We start from the raw sequence: 19,416 nt of genomic DNA on the forward strand, positions 1-19,416 counted from the left end.
AAAATGATACACTGCAAACAAAAAATAATTGGGGTGGTCAAGTACATCACTTCACGGAAAGGCGCGAAAAAGATATTCAAATCAGATGCGCCGCAAATTGGGATTATTCTGGGTACCGGCCTTGGCGCTATTGCGTCAACCATACAAAAACAGCTGGTTATCCCCTACAAGAATATCCCGGGATTCCTGGTTCCTACGGTGGCCTCCCACAAAGGAAACTTAGTCATCGGTAAGCTGTCCGGAAAAACGGTTCTGGCCATGGAAGGCCGGTTTCACCATTACGAGGGATATTCCATGCAAAACATAACCTTCCCGGTGCGGGTGATGAAAGCTCTGGGCGTAAAAATACTCATCATCGGCAGCGCCGTCGGCAGCGTAAACCCGACCTACCCCGAAGGCACCATAGTCCTGGTAAAAGATCATATTAACCTTATGGGCAACAATCCACTCATCGGACATAACGACGACAGCCTCGGCCCACGATTCCCGGATATGGGCCAGGCCTATGACGCGAATTTGCTTAAGATGGCCGAACATGTCGCCCGAGCTAATAAAATCAAATCACACCGCGGTATTTACGCTGCTATGACCGGCCCGAATCTGGAAACACCGGCCGAATATAATTTTATCCGCGTCATTGGAGCCGATGTAGTCGGCATGTCAACGGTCCCCGAGGTTATCGTCGGCATCCATGCGGGACTGAGAATACTTGCCCTTGCCGTTGTAACCGACCTGGCCAGGCCGGGCATCATCAAAAAGGTCAGCCTGGCAGAAATTATCCATATCGCAAACGAAGCCGAGCCTAAAATGGCCGCCATAGTAAAAGGAGTTATCAAGTTATTATGAGTCAAGGAGATAATAACACCGCGCCCGCCAAGGGCGAATCCGCCCCGGATAAAAATTATCAGGAGACGATAAACCTTCCCCAAACCGATTTCTCCATGAAGGCGGACCTGACCAGGAAAGAGCCGGTTATCCGCGCCCAGTGGGAAAAACTTGACCTCTACCACGAAGTCCTTAAGAAAAACCTCGGCAAACCCAAATACATCCTTCATGACGGTCCGCCTTATGCCAACGGCGATGTCCATATCGGCACGGCTTTGAATAAAATCCTCAAGGATATCGTGGTTAAGTTCAAGACTATGCAGGGATATTACAGCCCGTATATTCCGGGCTGGGACTGCCACGGACTGCCCATCGAACACAAGGTGATAAACGAGTTAGGCGATAAGGCCAAAACATCCTCCCAGTCCCAAATCCGCCAGGAATGCGAGAAATACGCCCGTAAATATATCGATATCCAGCGCAAACAGTTCCAAGCTCTGGGCATACTGGGCGACTGGCACAATCCGTACCTTACCCTGAATCCTTCTTATGAAGCCGGAGTGATCGAGGTCTTCCGCGACCTGGTCAATAAAGGATATATCTACCGTAAATTGAGGCCCATCCACTGGTGTATGCGCTGCGAAACCGTCTTAGCCGAAGCGGAACTGGAATACTCGGACGAAACAAGCCCATCCATCTATGTCAAGTTCCCCATCAAAGATGCAGTTGTATTGTTACAACGTTACAATGTTACCGTCCCTGCCGGGGCGAACTGCAATTTCTTTATCTGGACGACAACTCCCTGGACGCTGCCCGCTAATGTGGCGGTTGCAGTGAATCCGTCATTTGAATACACTCTGGTGGCCGCCGGAAATGATGTCCTTATTATGGCCGCCGGACTGGTCGAAAAGGTGATGACCCTGATAGGACTGACAGATTACAAGATTCTCGGCAAGGTCAAGGGTGCGGCATTGGAAGGCCTGACTTATAATCATCCGTTTGTTAAAGAGCGCACCTGCCAGGTAATCCTGGCTGATTATGTAAGTTTGGAAGACGGCACCGGCATCGTCCACATTGCGCCCGGGCACGGCATCGAAGACTACGAAAGCGGTTTGAAATATAAACTGCCCGTCATCAGCCCGGTGGACAAGTCCGGCCGGTTCACCGCCGAAGCCGGCATATTCCCGGGCGAACGCGTCTTTGACGCCGACCCCAAAATATGCCAGCTGCTGGCCGACCAGAAACTCCTCCTGAAAAAAGTGGACTTGGTCCATTCGTATCCGCATTGTTGGCGCTGCAAAAAACCGCTTATTTTCCGCGCTACGGAACAATGGTTTATCTCGGTTGACAACCTCTCAGCCCGGCAAAAGGCTATTGAAGAAGTCAAAAAGGCCCGCTGGGTGCCGGAATGGGGCAAGAGCCGGACGGCTTCGATGCTGGAATCCCGGCCGGATTGGTGCGTCTCGCGCCAGCGCAACTGGGGCGTGCCCATCCCGATTTTCTACTGCACCAAATGCAACCAGTCCCTTCTGGATGTCAAGATAATAGACCACATCCGGGCCATATTCGCCAAGGAAGGCGCTAACGCCTGGTTTATCAAATCCGCCTCTGAACTGATGCCCAAAGACGTCAAGTGCAAATGCGGTTCCGCTGAATTCAATAAAGAGAACGACATTTTTGACGTCTGGTTTGAATCCGGCTCGTCCTTCCGTTCCGTGGTCATCGAAAATAAAGACCTGCAATTCCCGGCTGATTTATATCTGGAAGGCTCGGACCAGCCGGCCCGCTGGTTCCAGTTATCGCTCCTGCCTTCGGTAATGACCCAGGGTAAAGCTCCATTTAAAAACGTCCTGATACACGGCTTTGTCAAGCGTCCCGAAGGCGAAAAGCTCTCCAAGTCCAAAGGCGCCATGACCTCGGACGCAATGGTAGCCAAGGTCGGCGCTGATATACTCAGGCTCTGGATTTCATCCATTAACTTCACCGAGGATATCCCAATCTCCCTGGAAATCCTGCAGGAAAAAGCCGACCCTTACCGCAAGATTCGCAATACCTTCAGGTATATGCTGGGCAATCTCTATGATTACAACCCGGCCACGGACGCTATCGAATACGACAAAATGCTGGAGATAGACAGATGGGCCCTGAATAAACTTCACCGCCTGATTGATATGGTCACCGGATACTACGATACTTTTGAGTTCTACAAAGTCTTCCGCGAGATTTATGAATTCTGCTCGGTGGAAATGAGCTCGTTCTATTTTGATATCCTCAAGGACCGGCTCTATACCTTCGGCAAGAAATCCGCGGAGCGGCGCTCAGCCCAGACCGTCCTGAATGAGATACTCCAGGCGCTGGTCAAGCTCATCGCTCCGATACTGTCCCACACCGCCGAAGAAATCTGGGGTTTCATACCCGGCAAAACCGGAAGTATCCACCTGGCCGACTGGCCCAAGTTCAACCGGAACCTCATTTCCGATGAAATGCAGGCCAGCTGGAGCCGGCTCATCAGCATCCGCTCCGATATCGCCCGCGAAATGGAGAAATTGCGCAAAGACAAGGTCGTCGGCAGTTCGCTCGAAGTGTCGGTCAAACTTTATACCGAAGACCAGGAACTTCTGGCGCTGCTCAAGCGTTACCAGAAAGACCTGCCCATGATATTCATCGTCTCCGAAGCCACCCTGGAATCAACCCCACTCAGCGTTGGCAATACCGTGGCCGGAGTCGAAAACCCGGCTTTATCCATCAGCGCCTCCAAGGCACCGTATAAAAAATGCCAGCGTTGCTGGAATTACAGCAAGACCGTGGGTGGAGACGAAAAACATCCCGATATTTGCCGGCGTTGCGCCGATGTGCTTGCAAAATAAATCATGACAACAATTAAACTCGCGGTTCTGTTATCGGGTTCAGGCCGGACGCTCCAGAACTTTATCGACCTGGCCGCCCAGAAAAAGCTGGACGCCGAAATAACCGCCGTGATAAGCAGCAAGGAAGGCGCCTATGGAATCGAGCGCGCCAAAAAGCACGGCATCCCGGCTTATATCGTGCCGCGCAAGAATTATAAATCAGACGATGAATTCAGTCTGGCCGTCAGCCAAATACTCCATAAACATAAACCCGACCTGATAGTACTGGCCGGGCTGATACATTTTTATAAAATACCTCCCGAATACAGTCTGAGGGCCATGAATATCCATCCGGCACTGCTCCCAGCATTCGGCGGCAAGGGCTATTACGGCGAAAAAGTCCACCAGGCTGTGATTAAATACGGCGTCAAATTCTCGGGTTGCACCGTCCATTTCGTGGATAACGTCTATGACCACGGTCCCATCATCATCCAGCGGGTCGTGCCGGTGCTCGATGACGATACCCCCGAAACCCTGGCCGACCGCGTCTTTAAGGAAGAGTGCATCGCCTATCCCGAGGCGATAAATCTTTACGCCCGCGGCAAAATCAAAGTGGTGAATAATCGGGTGCTGACACAAAAGTAGTTATGTATAAATTGAGAATCGCCTGTTTGATGGCTATGGCCGGCGTTATGCTGGTGGCCGGGACAATGCCGGCTGACGCGTACGACCCGCCCAAGCAGGGACAGGTGGTGGCCCGGATCAACGGCGAAATCATCACCGACCGCCAGGTTTCCACACACATTAAACAATTCCAGATGGAATATAAAATGGCCATCCAGGAGCTGATAGACAACAAAATCATCTTTCAGTCCGCCGTCCGCGAAGGCGTAATCGTGCCCCAGGCCGACGTGGACGACTTAATCAAAGAACGCACCGCCAAAATCGGCACTCCGGACGACTTCAAAAAGTTCATCCTCGACCCGCTCAAGGTTTCCACTGACGAATACCGCAAATCCGTGCACGAAGAACTGATGCGCAAGCGTTACATTCAAAGCAAGATCGGCGCCCCGCCCAAGGAAAAGGACATCAAGACCGACTTTCGCATCGACATCTTCGTCTCGCCCAAAGAGATAAAAGAATACTTCGCCAAGCACCGGGCCGACTTCACCGTTCCGGGCAAAATCAAGACCCGCCAGATTATCATCAAATACGACCGCCAGAACAAAGACCTGAAAAAAGCCGCGGCCGATAGTCTCCTCAAAGAAGCCATCAGCGGCACTGACTTCGCCGGGTTGGCTGCAAAGAACTCCGACCTCAAAGCTAATACCGGCGGCGCTTGGGACTGGACCGAAAAAGGCTCGTTCCCCAAAGAGGTCGAAGACGTCATCTACAACCTCAGTATCAACGCTATCAGCCCGGTCATAGAAACCTCAACCAGCTACCTGATAATCAAGGTCGAAGACAAAGTCGAACCTAAAAATCCTTCCGAGGACGACCTGGACGTCCAGCAAACCATCCGCCAGATTCTGTCTAACCAAAAAATACTTCAGGGAATTGAAACGTTGAAGGAAAAACTCAGGCAGGAATCCGACATCCAGCTCCTGCGCTGACCCCAGAATTATTACCACGAAAGCCCGAAACAACGAAAAGGGAAAGGAAATGCTGGAAGTGTTGCAAGGAGATTGGTTTATGGATAACCCTTCGGGAAGAGGTTTGACCTCTCGGATGCAAAACAAGCTCAAAGAACTCCCGCCCTTGCTTGCGGTTGCCATACCGATTATCGGGGTAGTGCCCGGAGTTTTGCTCTGGGTCATTTGGTTCTTCGGTGAAAATTTCGGATTCGTAATTTTACCAGTTATCGCAATGGTTTCAATAGTCAGCTTAGCTATGACTATTGTTATTATGTTCAAGCCATTACGGGGCAAATATAAATTACTTGTAGCTGTTGTTAATCTGAGCTTTTTTGTTTATTTTGGCGTATGGATTTGTCTTAGCAAATGACCGGCAGCATCCACTTAACCCGCGGTTAAATTATTTAGCTTTTAGGATTTAGACATTAGACATTGGGGTTTGCCGCCAGGAAAGCAGGTCCTACTTCATCTTGCTTTCCATTGATTTGTCCAATATCGGCAGGGTCACCTTGACCGTGGTACCTTTCCCGTATTGGCTTTCCATCACCAGCTTGCCGCCGTGTCCCTGGATGATGTTATGCGCCACGGACAGGCCCAGCCCGGTGCCCTTGCCCGGTTCTTTGGTGGTGTAGAACAGGTCAAACGCCCGGCTCAGGTCCTCTTCCTTCATACCCGTGCCGTTATCCTTGATAAAAACCGTGATGTTACGGTCGGCGATTTCGTGGTAGACCTCTATCTTGCCGTCATGCAATCCGTGCTTGGCGGCCACGGCGTCTATGGCGTTCAGGAGCAGGTTAATGAACACCTGCTGCAACTCGCCCGAATCCCCGAACACCGGCGGTATGTCCATATCCAGCCGGTTGGAAATCGTAATCTTATCCTGGGTCAGCCGGTGCTGGACCAGCTGGATGGCCGTGGCCATTATCATCTTCAGTTCTATCGGCTGGGGCGTCAGCCGCCGCGGGAAGAACTGCAATATCTTCTTGAGCGTATCCTGAATTCTGGTCAGCCCCTCGATAATCAGCTCCAGGTATTCCTTGGTCCGCTTGGCATCGAGCTTGCCGTCCTTAAGCGACATGGCCGCGTTAAGGATTCCGCCCAACGGGTTATTAATCTCGTGGGCAATGCCGGCCGCCAGCGTGCCGGTGGCCGACAAACGCTGGGCGATGACCAGCTGTTCCTGGGTGGCCTTTATCTTCTCGCGCGCGTCATCAATCTTGGCCTGAAGCGAGCTGTGGTAAGAATTTATCTCATCCAGCATTATCTTAAAGGTATTAACCAGGTTGGCCACCTCGTCATTGCCCTTGACTGTCGGCAGCGTCACCTTGTAATTCCCGCTGGAAATCTGGCGGCTGGCCTCGGACAGCGCCTCTATCGGCCTGAGTATCAGCTTGGTCATCAGCACATACATGCTCAATATCAGGAAAATCGTGCCCAGCGGCATGACCCAAAGGATGGTCTTAAGCGACTCCATCGGGTCCAGCTCCATTCCCTGCGGGCGCTGGATGTCCATCTTAATCAGAAGCACGGTATTATCCGACATGCGCAGGGGCGTGTTGACCACCGTTCCGCCGGCCAGGCTGAATACCGGTTTTTGCTGTTTCAAGGCCTTAATCAGGTCGGCATCGTTCTTGAAGGTAGCCGCGTCAACGATGGGCGTAGCCGAAAGAATCGGCTCGAGCTTATTGTTAACAATGACCCACTTGGTGAAAAGAGCGGAGTTGTTGAGCTTATCCCTGAGTCCGGCCCATTCGGAGTTCTCGGACGGCGGCGCCGGCGGGCTCTTGATGTCTTTCAGCCAGTCCTGGATGATGCTGGTCAGCACGTCGGCCATCTTCTGCTGGTTGGAATGGACCCGGGCCAAAGCGTTGACCCACAGATTCAGCGTCAGGATTCCCAATATCAGAATCATCACGCTGGCCAAGGCGATAAGGATTTTATAACGCAGAGACATAGTTACTAAGAATCAAACAGCAGGATTTATCCTTGGCAGGGCTAGACCGTGAATCCGTATTATCCGGCAAGGGCTAAATCCCGCACGGCAATCTTTACCCGGCGCCCAGGTCTTTCATCAGGTCGACCAGCGGATAGAACAAGGCAATGACGATAAAACCCACCACCACCGCCAAAAAGACTATAATCGCCGGTTCCAATATGCTGGTCAGCGCGCCGACCAGCGAATCTACTTCGGACTCGTAATTGTCCGCTATCTTCATAAGCATCTTGTCCAGCTCGCCGCTTTCCTCGCCCACCTCTATCATATTGATGACCATCTGGTCGAAGACCGAGCTCTGGGACAGCGGCCCGACTATGCTTTCACCTTCGCGGATGCTGTCGTGTACGTTCTGCACCGCCAGCGCGATTTCCTCGTTGCCGATGGCGTTGCGGACTATCACCAGGGCGTCAAGTATGGCCACGCCGCTGGACAGCAACGTGCCCAGCGTCCGGGTAAACCGGGCAATGGACGACTTGCGGATGATAATCCCCACCAGGGGCAGTCTCAGCTTTATCCGGTCCAGAAACAACCGGCCCTTGGGCGTCTGGTTCACGCCTAAATATATCAGGTACAACCCGATGGGCACGACCGGAATCAGGAACCACACCGCCGCGATGGTCGAGCTGATATCCATCAACAACTGAGTAATGTAAGGCAATCCCTTGCCGCTGGTCTGCTGGAAGATGGCCTTGAACTGCGGCACCACCTTAATCATAATGACCGCAACGATCAGGATGGCCACGGTGATGACCACGGCCGGATAGGTCAACGCGCCGATGACTTTCTGCTTGAGCCGCTGGGCCTTTTCCATAAAAACGGCCAGCCTGGACAGCACCGTATCCAGCACGCCGCCGGCCTCGCCGGCCTTGACCATATTGACATAAAGCCGGTCGAACACCTTGGGATGGCGCGAAATCGCGTCCGAAAGCGTGCTACCGGATTCGACGTCCTCGGTAACATTCTCCACGATGTCCTTCATCTGCGAAGGTTTCATCTGGTTGGCTAATATTTTCAGGCTGCGCAGGATGGGCAGACCGGCGTCCTGCAAGGTATGGAGCTGGACCGTAAACTGGGTAAGCTGTTTCTGGCTGACGCCGCCCAGCGACCAGCGCGGTTTCTTCTTGCCCGGAGCCGCCGTAGCCGCCGACTGCTGTGACGGGGCCGAGGCCTTATCTTTTACGCTGGTCGGGAAAAAGCCCAGCTTGCGGACCTTATTAGTAGCTTCCTGGACCGAAGCCGCCTCGATATCGCCCTGAACCTTCTTGCCGACCCGGTCAACACCTTCATAAAAGAACAGCGGCATAACTCAGCCTCCTTATAAGGAATATACTAACCACAAGTTAATAACAATAGAGTCTTTGTCAAGCTTTAGGGACAGTTGGAGCGTAGCGACTTACTGTCCCTTAAATCCAGTTAAGCATTGCTTAACTGGACTTTAGGGCCCATAAAACGTTACCGGCGCTTATTAGAAACCTCTTTCCCGACAAGTCGGGATTAGAGTTTCTTATCCCGCTTTAGCGGGGTCCCCGAAACGAAGTGGAGCGGGATTAGTGCCACTTCGAACGCAAGTGAGTTAGAGGCACATTATCCCGATACGAAGTATCGGGGCTAGTGCGAGTTACCAACACTTTCAACCCTTGGTCGGGTCAGCCACCCGACCCATAAATAGCGTCGTGCCGGTGCGCATATCGCGGATGACAAATATGAACGGCCGGTCGGCCCGGAAGGTGGGAGGCTCGGACGGCGCTGCGCCGACTTTCATAATCACCGCCGTGGCCGCGGCCGCTTCGGTGCCCTCCTCGTTGACGTCGACAAAGGCCTTGTGGATAACCGCGCTGATGAACAGTTCCTTGGTCCCGTCCATGCCCGAAAAATCGGCCTTGCCGTACTCAAAAGCGTCCGACATGCCCATGGCGCTAAGCTGGTCCTTGAGCGCAAAAGTAGAGGTCATTTTGAATTTAGGCAGGCAAACAAAAACTCTCTTATTACTAAACGACGCTACCCACTTATTCAGGCCCTCGGCCTTGAGCCCTTTCTCCAGCGCCGCCAGCCCGTCCGGCTTGCGCGGCAGAATCACCAGCATCGACAGCTCGTCGCCCACATAAGGCAGGCGGACCATCTGCATATCGTCAGTTTCCAGATAAGGCACCTCCAACAGAACGCCATCCTTGCCCCGCGACAGCTCCATCATCGGCGTCTTGACCTTCTTGCCGTCGGCCAGGGTGAAATCCGCCTCGACCGTCTTGGTCTTATCAAACTGGGTCTGCCAATTACCCTTAAAATAGATAGCGTTGGTCAGCACCAGGGCCGTGGCCGGGGTAACCATTCCCTTTTGCAGTAAATCCTTTATTTTATCCTGGGTCTGCTTGGCCGCCCAGTCGTTGATGGCCAGGCGTGCCTGCTCGGTCTGCTTGACGAAATCCAACTGGTTGAATTCGGACCTGAAATTATTCTTGCAGACGCCCAGGAACTCCGGCCGGAACTTATATCCGGTCTGGCCCCAGAGCGCGTTAGCGATGTTCAACTGGCAGGTGGCCGGCTTGGACGGCTTGATTGCATCGGCCAGCCAGCCGAACAGGCTGTAGAGCTCCTCGCCGCTGGGGAAGGACCGGACGTCTTGGACCTTTACCATAACGTTCCCATTGTTAAAATCGTGGCCGAACTTATCCAAAAAACCCAGGGTGTAAGCCATCTGCTGCTCGGTCCGTCCCCGCGCCCCGGCATAGGTCATGGTCAGCGCCGCCGAGATGCTGTAAGGCGAAAGGAACAGATTACCCGGCTGGCTGGCCAGTTTGCCGTAGAGGTCTACCGCAAACTCATTATTGGCCGTGACGATACGCGACTTGTTCCATCCATCCTTCTCTTCAGGGGTCATCCGAGCCAGTTCAGCATTCAGTCCGGGCATAAACACCGCCACCGCCGCGGCCGCCAGTACAAGCGCCAGCAAATACTTCTTCATATCAAATCCTTTCGTTAATGTATTGTTCTGTAGTATTAGATACTTTCGGCACCCGAATTTGTTGGTGAAAACTATTTTCTCGCAGAGAAATAATCTGAAATATGGAATCTTTGCCCTCTGTGCCCGGTCTATAGTCTATGGTCTACCCCGAGGCTACGCTCGGGATAAGACCCAGTACGTCACGGAGTTTATCCCTACAGGATGCTACGCTGTCCCGCCTTCGGGCGGGGTTCCTACTGGCTCTAAAAGTCTGCAGTCTCGGCCGGTCACTTCTTATCCTTGGGCCGTTTGCCCAGCTTGACCTTTATCAGCTTCTCGGCGTTATCGCGCAATACCGTAAAGGTCACCACGTCGCCCGGCATCCGCTTCCGGATGGCGTTGAGGTACTCCTCCACCGTGTCAATCTTATCCGCCCCCATTTTCAGGATGACATCCTTGACCTTCAGCCCGGCCTGCTCGGCCGGTGAACCGGCCCCAACCGCGGTTATTATCATCCCGGCCACCGACGCCTCAGCCGCCACGCCCACATAAGTGTCGTTCTTATTCTCAAGCACCTCCGGCGCCGGCGTCTTGGCCACCCAGCGCTCCCACTCATCCTCTATCCGCTCTATCTTCTTGCCGTAAATCCGTTCCAACGTCGGAATGCCGCTGTAGTTGTCCTTGCTGTTGGACAAATCGGACAGGTAAGTAAAATAAAAGTTCTTCAGCCCGTTAGTCTTGTCCAACCAGTAAAAAATAGACCTGACCTCGGCGTAACAGGACCCCGCCTGGTCCATAAACGCCTTCTGGTCCATCTTGGCCAGCTTGGACCAGGGGATGGTCCGCTTGTTCTTGATCAAATCCTTCATCTGGTCTATCCGCCCGTTATAACTGGGAACGATGCTGGCATAGCCCAGCTCCGACTCCTCGAAACAGGTCGACAGCCCCTCGACTATCCAGATGGGATGGGTCTGCTTGCGGGCCGAAATATCGGCGAAATACAGCGCGTGCGTGAACTCGTGCCGGAGTGTATAGCCGGTGTCGCGGCAGAACAGGGTCTTGATGCTGTGGGCGTAAAAACCGCCGATGCCCGGATTAGGCACCTGCTTGACGAAATCCCGCTGGTTCGGCACCAATATGGTGATGTAATAAGACGGCTTGTTCTTGAAAAGGTAACCCCGCTCGGCGTCGGCGAATTTGTTCAGGAAGTCCTGGATTTTGTTCATCAACCCCTCGGACGAATCGCTGGCGTAAATCAGCTTGCGCTTCTCGTCGATTTCGTACGAATAACCCTTGCCGTAGGTCTTCTTCAACTCCTCCACCTTGCGCTCGGCCGCCTTCTTCAGGTAAAAGTCCTTGGCCCGGATAATATCGGTGAAGCCTTCGATGTTCCGGAGGCTCTTCAAATCGGGGTCGGCCTGAATCATCTCAAAGTCGGCAAAGCCGGCCTCGACCGCCTTCTGCAGGTAGGCTATCGCCTCCTTCGGGTCGTTATACAAGGCGTAAGCACAGGCCATATTGTAAAGGACCTGCTCGTCATCGGGCCTGGTCTCCAGTATTTTCTCATAGACCTCGATGGCCTCTTCATACTGCTTATTCTCCAGAAACCCCTGAGCCTGGAGGGCCAACTGTTGGGCCGCGTCCTCGCCCTCGGCCCTGGCCGCCGGAGGAAAAGCCGGCAGGCAGGCCGCCATGACCGCGGCCAGGAACATCAACAGCCCGAAACGTCTGATATCCATCTGTTGTTTCCTTTAAAACGAGGTTGCTTAACGGAAACACCGGAACCCGGTTCCTAAAACTAATCCTAACATTGCCGGCCGGGCCTGGCAAACAATTGATAATATCCCGCCCGGTTTCCGCCACCCTACAACACTGGCAGGTAGCGCTCCAGCTCAAAGGCAGTTATCTGCGTCCGGTAATCGTTCCACTCGATATGCTTATTGGCCACGAACTCACGGAATGTATGCTCGCCCAGGATATTCTTGACCAACCGGCTCTTTTCGGTGAATTCGATGGCCTCTATCAGGCTGCCCGGCAGCGTGTTGATGCCGCGCTTGCGGCGTTCCTCCGGGCTCATATCGTAAACGTTCTCCTCGATTGGTGCCGGCGGCTTGATGTTTTCCCGGACGCCCTGCAGACCGGCGCCCAGCAGGCAGGCAAAGGTCAGGTAAGGATTGCAGGCCGGGTCCGGCGCCCGGAACTCTATCCGGGTGGCGTTGGCCTTGCCCGGCTTGTACATCGGGATGCGAATTAGGTCCGAACGGTTGCGCTGAGCCCAGGACAGGTAGACCGGCGCCTCGTAGCCCGGCACCAGCCGCTTGTAAGAATTGACCCACTGGCACATCACCGCCGATATTTCACTGCCGTATTTCAACAAACCGCCCACGAACTTGACGGCCATATCCGAAAGATAATAATCGCCCTTGGGATTAAAGAAAGCGTTCCGGCCGTTCTTGAACAACGACATATGTACGTGCATGCCGGAGCCATTCTGGCCGAAGAGCGGCTTGGGCATAAAGGTGGCATAGACGCCGTTCTTAAAAGCCACCTCCTTGACGGCCAGCCGGTAAGTCATGACGATGTCGGCCATGGTCAGGGCTTCTTTATAACGCAGGTCTATTTCGTGCTGGCTGGGTGCCACCTCGTGATGGCTGTACTCCACCTGGATGCCCATCTCCTCCAGGGTCAGCACCGTTTCCCGGCGCAGGTCAACCGCCTCGTCGCGCGGAATCAGGTCGAAATACCCGCCCCGATCCAGGATTTCCGTATGGTTCGGGTCCTTGAAATAAAAATACTCCAGTTCCGGTCCGACGTAATAAGTATAACCGGCCTTTTTCAGGTTGGCTAAGCTGCGCTTAAGGATATAGCGCGGGTCGCCCTCGAACGGCGTCCGGTCCGGGTTAAGGATATCGGCGAACATCCGGGCGGTCGCCTTTTCCTTAGGCCGCCAGGGCAGGATGACAAAGGTGGCTGGGTCGGGCACGGCCACCATATCGCTTTCGTCGATGCGGGTAAAACCCCGGACCGAAGAGCCGTCGAAGCCCATACCCTCGTCAAAGGCATTGGCCAGTTCCTCGCGCGGAATGGTCAGCGCCTTAAGCATACCCAGGATATCGGTGAACCAGATTTCGATGAACTTGACATCGCGTTTCCTGATGATTTTCATCACATCGGACTTGGCCAGCATAAAACCTCCTTCTTGCCGCGGCGCAAGGAATGGCCGGGCAAACCATAGAATTATTTTATATCTGGGAACATATGATTAACAAATCCAAACGGATAATGCAATAAATATAGATTTATGATTATGCCCGGCTCCTAACACTTGACATCTTTCCCCTCAGGTGCTATTCTGTACTTATGAATGAAACAAAGTTGCAGTCCCCGCTTTTCCTCAAAATCAGCATAATATTAACCGCTTTAGCCGTGATTGGGGCCGGGGTCTATCCGGTCACCACCTCACGCCAGCAACCAGTCACCGCTCCAACGGCACAAGCGCCCATAACGCCTACTCAACAGATTTCTATAATATCTGACGATGGTTGCTGGGCTATTCCTAGAGAAGATATGCACCAAAAACAGAAAGAATTAGCACTATCCCTGCTCACCAGTCAAAACAGGGATGAGCGAATAGAAGCCATTAACATCTTTCTTATAATGAATGAAAAAGAAACCATTCCAGAAATAACAAAGCTATTACAAGATAAGGATGAAAGTGTCCGAGAAGCGGCCCGGGCGGCGCTGAAGGAATTGGGGGCGGAGGAAGATAAGTCTAAATAGTTTATTGAGTCCAAAGAGTCTATAGAGTTGGACTTTCAACTCCATAGACTCCACAAACCCTTCAGACTCTTTAGACTCATTCTATATACCCCTTAATCCACACATTTGCAGATGTAAACTGACCCGATTTAGTTATCATCACCCGTATCATCCGTGTCCCATCCGTGGCAATCATCGCTTCCTTATATACATTATTATTCAGGTTAGCGATGTTCTGCCAGATGAAGTGCACAGTTGACGAGCCGAAGTCTGCCCCGGCACGGCGGCCGTAGACCCACGACCGTTGCTCCATAAGGAGCCTAAAAACCAACGCCTTGTTGGTTTTTTAGGGGTGTGGAAATTACGGCAAATTTATAACCTATTATATGGTAATGAGTTATGCCATCAGCATTTTTGCGAATTCCTGAAATAACCAACGCCTTGTTGGGAAAATGGGGTGGGGGTGGGGGGATAGGGTATGGGGGGAGGGGGTGGCCGGTGGCCGGAGTCAGGGTATTGCGTTACAGGAGTGAGGGTATTGCGTTCCAGGAGTCAGGATATTGCGTTACCGGAGTGAGGGTATTGCGTTCCAGGAGTCAGGATATTGTGTTACCGGAGTGAGGGTATTACGTTACCGGAGTCAGGGTCTTGCGTTCCCGGAGTCAGGATATTGTGTTACCGGAGTCAGGGTAGAGAGTTGCCGGAATAAGGGTATTGCGTTCCCGGAGTCAGGGTATTGCGTTGCGGGAGTGAGGGTATTGCGTTGCCGGAGTTCTGATAGAAGGCCGCCGGGAGCTAGTCATACCACACCCCGAATATCACCAAGGGGTTGGGCAGGGAAAAAATGATTTTTGGGAAACTATGCCTTAAAACATAGATAAATCAACGTTTACAAAATAGGTGGTCTGTCCCGCTTGTGGTCCTCATCCCATATCCCATATCCGAAGGACATTTCCTCCCCATATATACACCCGTCGAGAACCATAAATGTGACAGGAAAAATGAGAATTTTTGTAAAATTCTTTCAAATTATGGTTGTGCGAGGGGTACCCTACCCCTCCCTACCTAGGGGGTATAGGTACCCTACCCCTGCCCCCGGGGTAGGGTAGGTAGGGGTACCCCCTATGCTAGTTAGGGGTATAGGGTAGCGGTGCTGGGGGTACCGGGTAGTATAGCTGGATATACCAGGTGGTACAGCTCGGGATACCTCCTGCCGGCGCTGGGGGTACTACCTACCGTTACTGGATACCATAGGTAGCGCAGTTAGGTATACTACCTGGGTATGCTGGATACCCTGGCTGGTATAGCTGGGGTATCTAGTGCGTATAGCTAAGCCCCCTACCCAGTATAGCTGGATACCCTAGCTACCCCGGGGCGAAATACGTGTATAGTAAGAAATGAGGGTTTACCGAAAGGTATGGTGCCTGTCCTGCATTGCCAACATTATTTGGGCGGGTAAAATACCCCTAGAACCATAAAGGTATCACGGAAACGATGAACATTGCCCACATAAAAATAGGTATCTTTATTGGGCGAACATATTTCATCGAACCATCTTTGCTTTATTTTCTGGAGCAGTACGTCCTCATTAGGATAATCCGCTCTCCAACTCCTATATGACTGGCCGATTTCCCAATCAATTATCGGAAAATCATGGCCGGGGCAATTCGGTTCTCCGGCGCAATAGAATTTATACCTGAATTCATAAGGGATAAACTCAATAGTCTGTTTTTGTTTATTTATCAAATCCATTTGGGCATAACATCGTTGAGCCTCTTCAATATCTTTATTTCTAGCCTTGCCCTTAGTAAATTCAATTCTTTCGGGTTTAATCAATCCCAATGATTTATGCGTTAATGGTTCCTGTTTTAGAATCTCACACATCGATTTGTCTAAAACCGGTAAAACTATACCCTTGCGTTTGAGCCATTTGTCTTTTGTGCCCAAAGTATCAATTATTTCAATGCTGTCCGCATTGATTTTATAGCTTTCAGGCCGGTGATCATCAGCAGCTTTAGCTATTTTTGCCTTAATGACACTATATTTCTTGAATTTCTTGTTTTCATCAAGGTCACGATATCTTATTGGGTAAAGACGGACGAATTTTTTATTCGATAGCGATACGCCCGCAACGCAAACCGTTTCAACGTATTTTTTGCTGGGCGTGGGATAAGTTTTAACGGTTATTAATATTTGGTGGGGTTCCCAGTTCATAAATGAACAACGTTAAGGCGGGGGTAATGTTTCTCTATAGTTTCCGCAACGATTCGGCGGTGACAAAAGGCTGGTTCCGGCTCAACGCACATCAAACAAGACTTGTTATGGGTTGCCGTATCGGCCGCTTCGGCTATTGCCTCTGGCTGGGTTTTTAGGTACTTGGTATATTCCGTAAAGAATGTTCTATAATCATTATCCTGACGAACCTTATCTCGAATTATTTTAGGACTACCCAGAACGCCAAAATGCTTATACTCAATACCGGAATGTTCAAGATGTTCCCGCAGATTGGATTTGGAAAAATCGTGCTTACGGCTGAGCGGCAACTGACGCACATCAACCAAGGTGGTAATATGCGCTTTCAGCAAGATATTTACAAATTGTTTAATATCTTTGCCGGCATAACCGATGGTGAACAATGTTTGAATGGACATAAACTATCCTCTTATTAATACATCGGTTTTAGATTATAGTAACATTACCTATTTAACAGGTCAAGTTTTATGGGGTACTCTGATCCCCGCCTCCGCCATAGGCGGACAACCCACGCACATTTCCTTTCACTGCTGGCTACTTTACCAATTCTTTGATACGGCTCACAGGCCAATATATCTTGCAGGTCTTCCCGATAATCTTTTCTTTGGGGATGGAGCCGTATTGGCGGCTGTCTTTGCTATTAGCTAAATTGTCGCCGAGGACAAAATAGGTGTTATTCGGAACCAGATAAGGACCGTAAAGCTTGGTATTTATTTGCTCTTCAACCGGAGGGTATTCTTTGAATAATTTACAGTTAACATAGGCTTTATTGCCTTTGACTTCAACGGTTTGGCCACCGTTGGCAATTATACGCCTGATAAGCACCTTTTGGGAATCTTCCGGTGATTCAAACGTGATAATGTCGCCAGGTTCGGGATTGGAAAACCTATAAGTCAGTTTTTCCACAATAACCCTGTCTTTCTCCATAATTGCCGGTTCCATCCCTTTTGTTGGAATGCGGTATGTAACCCAAAGACTGGTAAGTAAGACGTAAATAAAAACCTTATATAATAGCAAAAGAATCAAGAAGGTTATCAGTGTTTTCTTTGGTCCTTTTTGCGGTCTTAGCGCAGAAATAAAAGCATCATAACAAACTATAAGACGGTATAATAATGCTAGAAGTAATGATACCCACCTATGTTGAAATGTAATTTCATTAAGAAAAGCAAAGCCAATAATAAAAACAATGCCTTTTACCCATCTTTTACAATAAAGCTGGCCTACGCCCGGGAGTATATAAGAAAGAAAAACAGCCAACCAAGGGTTTTTCTGCAGCTGGTCGGCTGGAATGTCAGGCGGCAAGGAAGCGTTGTGTTTACTGGTTAAGTCATATGCATTGAATAAGTTCCAAATAGCAAGTAAAAAAGATAGTATATAAAAACTTATTGCCCAAGGAAGGACTATTATCGGGTTGATTGCTGCATAAAATACAGCGGTAACCAATGCAAGATAGGCAAACAGAATAGTTATTCCGATGGCGTTTCTTTTGGCGTAGAGTTGGCCTGTGCCCGGCAAAACCCCTGATAAACAGACGGCCAGCCAGGGGTTTTTTGCTCTTGCATTTTCCATATTTCTTCTTATTTGTTCGGTGAGATAGAGCCGCTACAACTTTCCTTTCGCCAAGTTTCCCCTATAAGCGGGAGGCTCTGCTATCGCTCTATATGTGCAGTATGGTTGTTTTTAGAGAAATGTCAATTATTTAACTACGAATCCACTAAAACTATTCGTGGCTAAGAAATTATTCCGGTTTAAAGTGGCTATAACCCATCTCGAAGGCCTTGAGGTTGAGCTCTTCGGTGCCGGGTGGCACTGAGCTGGCGATGGATTGCCTCATCGCTTCTTTGTTGACGAACTTGGCGGCGGCGGTCATAAATCCCAGCACCACCATATTGGTGACGAACTTCTTGCCTATCTGCTCGGCCAGCTTGCCGGCCGGTACGGTCAGCGTCCGGACCGCGGACTTTTTGTCCACCAGTATGCTTTCTTCGACGATTATCAGACCGCCGGGCTTGATGTCGTCTTTGTATTTGTTGTAGCCCTCGGGCGAGAGCGCCACCAGCACGTCGGGCTTGGTCAGGTGCGGGTAGTTGATGGCCTGGTCGGAGATAATCAAGCCGGCCGCGCAGGAACCGCCCCGCGATTCGGGACCGTAGTTCTGGGTCAGCGTGGCGTTGGATTTTTCGTAGATGGTTATGGCCCGGCCGGTGATGTGGGCGGCCAGGATGATGCCCTGCCCGCCGAACCCGACGAATCTTATCTCTGTCTTGTTCTCACTCATAATTATTATTCGTGTTCTAATTTCTTCTTTTCTTCTTTTCCGGCGGCGGCCTGGCACAGCTTCTGGTCGCGTTCGCGGAGCAGGTCGTTGAAGGTCGGCCGTTCGATATCTACGAAGTCGCCGATGACTATCTTTTCGCCCCGGCCGATGCCGATGTCCTTGAGCTGGACTTCCTGCTTGATGACGGTGTTGTTCTTGTAGAATTTCATCATCTCCAGCCCGGCGCCGAGTTTGTTGGAGCGTCCGTAATAGGTCGGGCAGGGCGACATCACTTCGATGAAGCTGAAGCCGTTCTTGAGGACGGCCCGGGAGATGGCCGACTGGAGTTTCATAACGTGGTAAGTGGTCCAGCGCGAGACAAAGACCGCCCCGCTGGCCGCGGCCAGGTGGGGCAGGCTGAATGACGATTCGAAATTGCCGTAGGGCGTAGTGGTGGTAATGGACTTGGCCGGGGTGGTCGGCGAGCATTGGCCGCCGGTCATTCCGTAGTTGGAGTTATTGGCGCAGATGACGGTGATATTGACGTTGCGCCGGGCGGCGTGGATGAAGTGGTTGCCGCCGATGGCGGTCAGGTCGCCTTCGCCGCTGATGACGATGACATTCAGTTCCGGCCTGGCCAGCTTCAGCCCGGTGGCAAAGGGGATGGCCCGGCCGTGCGTGGTATGGAAGCCGTCGAACTTGACGTAGCCCGATACCCGGCCGGTGCAGCCGATGCCGGAGACGACGGCCACCTTGTCCAGCGGCACGCCGGATTTGACTATGCCCCGGAGCATATTGCCGAAGATGGTGCCCAAACCGCAGCCGGAACACCAGATGTGCGGCATGCGCTCCTGGCGTATCAGCTTGTCCAGCGGGTGCCCGGATATAACGTCAACGTTGTCTGTCAT

17 protein-coding genes are annotated in these 19,416 nt (G+C 51.6%); 6 read left to right on the forward strand and 11 right to left on the reverse strand.

Going from position 1 to position 19,416, the window contains the following annotated elements:
- Positions 1 to 3 precede the first annotated feature (3 nt).
- Genes WC980_04255 through WC980_04275 form a run of 5 tightly spaced genes read left to right on the forward strand, consistent with a single transcriptional unit; the run spans position 4 to position 5,675 of the window.
- Positions 4 to 846, forward strand: coding sequence for a purine-nucleoside phosphorylase (locus tag WC980_04255; GenBank protein MFA5794261.1), 843 nt, complete (start codon positions 4 to 6; stop codon positions 844 to 846).
- The gene (gene ileS / locus WC980_04260) at positions 843 to 3,692 is read left to right on the forward strand and encodes an isoleucine--tRNA ligase (protein ID MFA5794262.1); all 2,850 of its coding nucleotides are present in this window, start codon (positions 843 to 845) and stop codon (positions 3,690 to 3,692) included. The genes WC980_04255 and ileS overlap by 4 nt, the downstream gene beginning before the upstream one ends.
- Positions 3,693 to 3,695: 3 nt before the next feature.
- Positions 3,696 to 4,316 (forward strand): phosphoribosylglycinamide formyltransferase, encoded by a 621-nt coding sequence (gene purN, locus WC980_04265; GenBank protein ID MFA5794263.1) that lies wholly within the window; start codon positions 3,696 to 3,698, stop codon positions 4,314 to 4,316.
- Between the two features lie 2 nt (positions 4,317 to 4,318).
- Positions 4,319 to 5,284 (forward strand): peptidylprolyl isomerase, encoded by a 966-nt coding sequence (locus WC980_04270; GenBank protein MFA5794264.1) that lies wholly within the window; start codon positions 4,319 to 4,321, stop codon positions 5,282 to 5,284.
- A gap of 49 nt (positions 5,285 to 5,333) precedes the next feature.
- Positions 5,334 to 5,675 (forward strand): hypothetical protein, encoded by a 342-nt coding sequence (locus tag WC980_04275; protein ID MFA5794265.1) that lies wholly within the window; start codon positions 5,334 to 5,336, stop codon positions 5,673 to 5,675.
- Positions 5,676 to 5,765: 90 nt separating this feature from the next.
- On the opposite strand, the gene WC980_04280 is transcribed toward WC980_04275, so the two are convergent.
- The 5 genes from WC980_04280 to WC980_04300 form a co-directional block, all read right to left on the reverse strand.
- Positions 5,766 to 7,259 (reverse strand): HAMP domain-containing sensor histidine kinase, encoded by a 1,494-nt coding sequence (locus tag WC980_04280; protein ID MFA5794266.1) that lies wholly within the window; start codon positions 7,257 to 7,259, stop codon positions 5,766 to 5,768.
- Between the two features lie 94 nt (positions 7,260 to 7,353).
- Positions 7,354 to 8,604, reverse strand: a complete 1,251-nt coding sequence (locus WC980_04285; GenBank protein MFA5794267.1) for a type II secretion system F family protein — start codon at positions 8,602 to 8,604, stop codon at positions 7,354 to 7,356.
- Between the two features lie 327 nt (positions 8,605 to 8,931).
- Positions 8,932 to 10,260, reverse strand: coding sequence for a serpin family protein (locus WC980_04290; GenBank protein ID MFA5794268.1), 1,329 nt, complete (start codon positions 10,258 to 10,260; stop codon positions 8,932 to 8,934).
- 266 nt (positions 10,261 to 10,526) lie between these two features.
- Positions 10,527 to 11,978 carry a PDZ domain-containing protein gene (locus WC980_04295; GenBank protein ID MFA5794269.1) on the reverse strand — a complete coding sequence of 484 codons (1,452 nt, stop codon included), beginning with the start codon at positions 11,976 to 11,978 and terminating at the stop codon, positions 10,527 to 10,529.
- A 125-nt stretch (positions 11,979 to 12,103) separates the two neighbouring features.
- Entirely contained in the window at positions 12,104 to 13,426 is a 1,323-nt protein-coding gene (locus WC980_04300; protein ID MFA5794270.1) for a glutamine synthetase family protein, read from the reverse strand.
- Positions 13,427 to 13,599: 173 nt separating this feature from the next.
- On the opposite strand from WC980_04300, the gene WC980_04305 reads away from it, so the two are divergent.
- Positions 13,600 to 14,019 carry a HEAT repeat domain-containing protein gene (locus WC980_04305; GenBank protein MFA5794271.1) on the forward strand — a complete coding sequence of 140 codons (420 nt, stop codon included), beginning with the start codon at positions 13,600 to 13,602 and terminating at the stop codon, positions 14,017 to 14,019.
- Between the two features lie 76 nt (positions 14,020 to 14,095).
- On the opposite strand, the gene WC980_04310 is transcribed toward WC980_04305, so the two are convergent.
- The 6 genes from WC980_04310 to WC980_04335 all read right to left on the reverse strand — a co-directional run bounded on the left by WC980_04310 (position 14,096) and on the right by WC980_04335 (position 19,416).
- Complete coding sequence (locus tag WC980_04310) at positions 14,096 to 14,311, reverse strand: hypothetical protein (GenBank protein ID MFA5794272.1); 216 nt, start codon at positions 14,309 to 14,311, stop codon at positions 14,096 to 14,098.
- 1,130 nt (positions 14,312 to 15,441) lie between these two features.
- Positions 15,442 to 16,212, reverse strand: a complete 771-nt coding sequence (locus WC980_04315; GenBank protein MFA5794273.1) for a hypothetical protein — start codon at positions 16,210 to 16,212, stop codon at positions 15,442 to 15,444.
- Positions 16,209 to 16,649 carry a DUF488 domain-containing protein gene (locus WC980_04320; protein MFA5794274.1) on the reverse strand — a complete coding sequence of 147 codons (441 nt, stop codon included), beginning with the start codon at positions 16,647 to 16,649 and terminating at the stop codon, positions 16,209 to 16,211. Before WC980_04320 ends, WC980_04315 begins: the two co-directional genes overlap by 4 nt.
- 136 nt (positions 16,650 to 16,785) lie before the next feature.
- On the reverse strand, positions 16,786 to 17,820 hold the full coding sequence (lepB, locus tag WC980_04325) for a signal peptidase I (GenBank protein ID MFA5794275.1): 1,035 nt from the start codon (positions 17,818 to 17,820) through the stop codon (positions 16,786 to 16,788).
- A 169-nt stretch (positions 17,821 to 17,989) separates the two neighbouring features.
- Complete coding sequence (locus WC980_04330) at positions 17,990 to 18,529, reverse strand: 2-oxoacid:acceptor oxidoreductase family protein (protein ID MFA5794276.1); 540 nt, start codon at positions 18,527 to 18,529, stop codon at positions 17,990 to 17,992.
- Positions 18,530 to 18,534: 5 nt separating this feature from the next.
- A complete protein-coding gene (locus tag WC980_04335; protein MFA5794277.1) occupies positions 18,535 to 19,416 on the reverse strand; it encodes a 2-oxoacid:ferredoxin oxidoreductase subunit beta in 882 nt (293 codons plus the stop codon).

The sequence above is a fragment of the Candidatus Brocadiia bacterium genome, assembly GCA_041658285.1.
Classification (GTDB): Bacteria; Planctomycetota; MHYJ01; order JACQXL01; family JACQXL01; genus JBBAAP01.